Raw genomic sequence first — 3,781 nt, forward strand, 5'->3', positions numbered from 1 at the left:
GGGCAAATAGTCTCGTGCGGCCACAATTTGCTCAAAAAGCTACCCAAATAGTCAAGGATGGGTAGCTTTGTCCATAAATTAAGTTACAGTTCCTAACCCCGTTAGAGGTGAATCATACAGAAGTGGCAAGAAGTTTAGGTGTGGTCATTGTGGCTGGGTTGGTGATGCTGATGAGAATGGAGCTAAGAATATTTCTGTATTGGGGCTGCTTTTAGACCAGCCTGGAGGCTCAGGACTTGCTTGCTCATTGGAGCAACACGTTCTAGGGCTACTGAAATCCCCGACCGATCGCGCAAGCAGGTCGGGGAAGTTTAAAACACCAGGAAAGGGAGACCCCGAGCTCCAAAGCACGATCGTCATGAGTCATCCGCAAGCACAAATCGCAAATTGTATCAGATGTCTCAAATTTGACTGCAAATAAAAATGTTTTAGGTGAAACTAAACAATACAATTTTCTAGACACCCGCAGCTATTTGAGGAACAGCCCGATGAGTTCAGTCCTCCAGTCTTCAGAACAGGCTATTGATACACCATCTATTCCCCATTCTGCCCCTTACTCAAAATCAGACCTGTTTCTACGCAATCGCCTCAAAGTAGTAGAGGACTTGTGGGAATCGGTGCTGCGACAGGAGTGCGGGCAGGAATTGGTGGATTTGCTCCAACAAATGCGATCGGTCAATTCGGCCGAGGGACAAGCCACTCACTTTCGCGAGTCGAATGTCCTACAGCTAATCGAAAAGCTTGATCTCAACGCCGCCATCCGCGCCGCTCGTGCTTTTGCACTATATTTTCAGTTAATCAACATTGTCGAACAGCACTACGAACAGCGAGACCAACAGCTAGCTTACACTGGCAGTAACGATGCTGGCGGGCGGATGTTTGCTAAGCTGCCGGGACAAGCAACGGATGCGCCCGATCGCCCGCGGCACAGGGAAGGCCCGGCCCAAACAGCTCTGAGCAAGGTAGACAGCAGCGAGGCGATCGCCAAAGACGCCGGAACATTTCACCAACTGTTCCCGATGCTACTGCGCTTGAACGTACCCAGCCAGCAAATCCAGCGCTTGATCGATCAGTTAGACATCCGCTTAGTATTCACCGCCCACCCGACGGAAATTGTCCGCAACACGATCCGCACCAAGCAGCGGCGGATGGCGAAGATTCTCCAAAAGCTAGACCAAGTTGACGAGAAATTTCAGGTACTCGGGGCCGACTCAGAAAGCCCCTACCCGGTGTCTTCCTGGGAAGCTGCGGCTCTCCAAGAGCAACTCATGGAAGAAATTCGCCTTTGGTGGCGCACTGACGAACTGCACCAGTTCAAACCGACTGTACTTGACGAGGTGGAATACACCCTGCACTACTTCGACGAAGTGCTGTTTGATGCTATTCCCGAGCTATACCAACGCTTAAAGCAAGCGCTGCACGCTTCTTTCCCTTACCTGAAACCACCTAGTTACAATTTTTGCAAGTTCGGTTCTTGGGTGGGCTCCGACAGAGACGGGAATCCTTCTGTCACCCCAAAAGTTACTTGGCAAACTGCTTGCTATCAACGCCATTTAGTGCTGTGCAAGTACATCAATGCGGTGAAGCGGTTGAACGAACTTTTGAGTTTGTCGCTGCACTGGAGCGACGTATTGCCAGAATTGCTCGAATCGCTCGATCGCGACAAATCAGAATTTCCCGAGGTTTACGAGCAGTGGGCGATCCGCTACCGTCAAGAGCCCTATCGGTTGAAACTCGCCTACGTACTCCAGCGACTGGAAAATACGCGCGATCGCAACTGGCGCCTCTACAAAGGAGACGAGTTACAACGGGAGCGCGAAGCCTTGTCGGAACATCCCGGAATGAGCGGCCTTTATCGATCGGGAACCGAGTTTTTGACCGAATTGCAGCTCATCGAGCACAATTTAATCGAAACCGGTTTAAGCTGTCGGGACTTGGAAAATCTGCTCTGCCAAGTAGAAATCTACGGATTTAATTTGGCTTACCTAGATATCCGCCAAGAGTCAACAGTACACTCCGACGCTTTGAGCGAAATTGCTGAATACTTGCAAATTTTGCCCAAGCTTTACAATGAAATGTCTGAAGGCGATCGAGTGATATGGCTAGCAACAGAACTGCAAACTCGCCGCCCATTAATTCCCGCAGAATTGCCATTTTCTCCCAAAACTTGCGAGACAATTAATACCTTCCGCATATTGCGGCAAATGCACCAGGAGTTCGGCCCGGAAATTTGCGAAACCTACGTCATCAGCATGACCCACGACCTCAGCGATATGCTGGCGGTTTTGTTGCTAGCAAAAGAATCAGGACTTTACGATCCAGCGACCGGAATTAGCAGCATTCAAGTAGTCCCATTGTTTGAAACAGTGGAAGACTTGAAAAAAGCGCCAAAAGTAATGCAGGAGGCATTTGAACTGCCAGTTTATCGGGCTTTATTAGCCGGAGGATACGCCCAAGAAACAGCCAAACCAAGCGAACAAAATCTAGACTGTCCAATCCGAAAAATCAAATTGCAAGAAGTGATGCTGGGCTATTCGGACAGTAATAAAGATTCGGGTTTCCTCAGCAGCAATTGGGAAATTCACAAAGCTCAAAAAGCTTTGCAAATGGTTGCGGAAAAGCACGAAGTAGAATTGCGAATTTTTCACGGCCGTGGCGGTTCGGTAGGGCGAGGCGGCGGGCCTGCTTACAAAGCGATTTTGGCTCAGCCCGGAAAGAGTATCAGCGGGCGAATTAAGATTACCGAACAAGGCGAGGTTTTGGCTTCTAAATATTCTTTGCCGGAGTTGGCGCTTTACAATTTAGAAACCGTGGCGGCGGCGGTAATTCAAGCTAGTTTGCTGCATACAGGTTTCGATGGCATCGACTCTTGGAACGAGATTATGGAAGAGTTATCGGCGAAATCGCGATCGCACTACCGTAATTTAATCTACGAACAGCCAGATTTAGTAGATTTCTTCCACCACGTTACCCCGATTCAAGAAATCAGTCAGTTGCAAATTAGTTCTCGCCCAGCCCGTCGCGGCGGGAAGAAAGACATCAGCGGTTTGCGAGCAATTCCGTGGGTGTTTAGCTGGACTCAAAGCCGCTTTTTGCTGCCTTCTTGGTATGGTGTCGGCACAGCTTTACAAGAGTATTTGCTGGAAGAACCGGAAGAACACATGAAACTTTTGCAGTATTTTTACTTGAAATGGCCGTTTTTTAGAATGGTAATTTCCAAGGTAGAAATGACATTATCGAAGGTGGATTTGCAGATTGCAGAACACTACGTGCGGGAGTTGGCGTTACCGGCAGACAGAGAGCGATTTAAGGCTTTATTCGAGCAAATTGCTGCCGAATTCTACTTGATTCGTAATTTGGTTTTAACTATTACCGGACACCAGAGTTTGTTGGATGGAGATCCATCGCTTCAGCGTTCTGTGCAATTACGAAATGCCACAATTGTGCCTTTGGGTTTGTTGCAGGTTTCACTGCTGAAGCGATTGCGGCAACATGGTACTGGCGGAGTACCCGGTGTGATTCACTCGCGTTACAGCAAGGGTGAGTTGTTGCGGGGAGCTCTGCTGACGATTAATGGTATTGCCGCCGGGATGCGGAATACGGGCTAAAAAACAGGTTTGTAGTGAGGACTTCAGTCCTGCTTTTTCCGAGAACAAAAGTCCTCACTACGAACAGATTTTACAAGGTTTGTAGTGAGGACTTCAGTCCTGCTTTTTCCGAGAACAAAAGTCCTCACTACGAACAGATTGTATAAGGTTTGTAGTGAGGACTTCAGTCCTGC

At 48.6% G+C, this 3,781-nt stretch carries 1 protein-coding gene; it reads left to right on the forward strand.

The window, feature by feature from the left end; all coding sequences use genetic code 11:
- Positions 1-488 precede the first annotated feature (488 nt).
- A complete protein-coding gene (ppc, locus tag JGK16_RS32275; RefSeq protein WP_293193959.1) occupies positions 489-3,608 on the forward strand; it encodes a phosphoenolpyruvate carboxylase in 3,120 nt (1,039 codons plus the stop codon).
- Positions 3,609-3,781: the final 173 nt, after the last annotated feature.

The sequence above is a fragment of the Microcoleus sp. PH2017_09_SFU_O_A genome (assembly GCF_020738625.1).
Taxonomy (GTDB): domain Bacteria; phylum Cyanobacteriota; class Cyanobacteriia; order Cyanobacteriales; family Microcoleaceae; genus Microcoleus.

Coding starts and splice junctions, on each gene's coding strand:
- ppc (WP_293193959.1), top strand. CDS start 489: ATGAGTTCAGTCCTCCAGTCTTCAGAACAGGCTATTGATACACCATCT.